General features: G+C 53.3%; 1 protein-coding gene. It reads left to right on the top strand.

Annotated elements, in window-relative coordinates; genetic code table 11:
* Window positions 1–801, top strand: an 801-nt coding sequence (locus ACL7TT_RS08725; protein ID WP_413394749.1) for a condensation domain-containing protein, incomplete at both ends; no start/stop codon positions are given.

The following is an 801-nucleotide window of genomic DNA, read 5'->3' as shown; positions in this document are numbered from 1 at the left end:
TTTTTCGTCAATACACTGGTGCTGCGGCTCGATGTTGACCCGAAAGCCAGCCTTGCTGAATACCTGAAGGCAGTTAAAGCCATACACCTCGGTGCGCAGGAACATCAGGATATTCCATTTGAGCTCTTAGTGGAGCAGCTCAATCCTGAGCGAAGTCAGCAGCACACGCCACTGTTCCAGGTGATGATGAACTTCCTGCAGATCACTGAGCAGGCGCAGGATAGTGATAAAGCTGGTGGCTTGTCTTTCGAGCCTTTGGGTGGTGCCGGCTCGGTTGCCAAGTTTGAATTGACTCTCACAGCCAGTGAATTTGTGGATGGTCTGCACAGCCGATTACGACTTGGTCTGAACTATGCCACGGCCTTGTTTGACCACTCGACCATGACCGCGATGCTGGACCGGCTGGTGCGACTGTTCGAAGGGTTGGCACAATCTACTGGTAGTAGCATTCCGGCGACATTGCCGTTATTGAGTGACACAGAGTTCGAGTCCGCCACGCGGATGGCCGAAGTGGTTCAGGTCGGCGATACGCTGTTGAGCCAGTTTGATAAAGCGGTTGCCACACGGGCTCAGCAAACTGCTGTTTCCATGGTCACCCATGGTGTGCTTGTTTCTATCAATTTTGGTGAGCTCAATCGTAAAGGCAATCAACTGGCGAACCTGTTGGTCAATGGGGGCATCTGTTCGGGCGACAGAGTCGGCTTGATGAGTAGCCGCAGTATCGATCTGCGTCTAGCTATGACGCCGATGAGTAGTTCGGCTGAGACAGCGGGCTTGTCTACGGGGGTAACTGGTTGTCCA

Source organism: Microbulbifer jejuensis (assembly GCF_047289955.1).
Classification (GTDB): domain Bacteria; phylum Pseudomonadota; class Gammaproteobacteria; order Pseudomonadales; family Cellvibrionaceae; genus Microbulbifer.
This window is presented reverse-complemented; position numbering and strand designations above follow the sequence as displayed.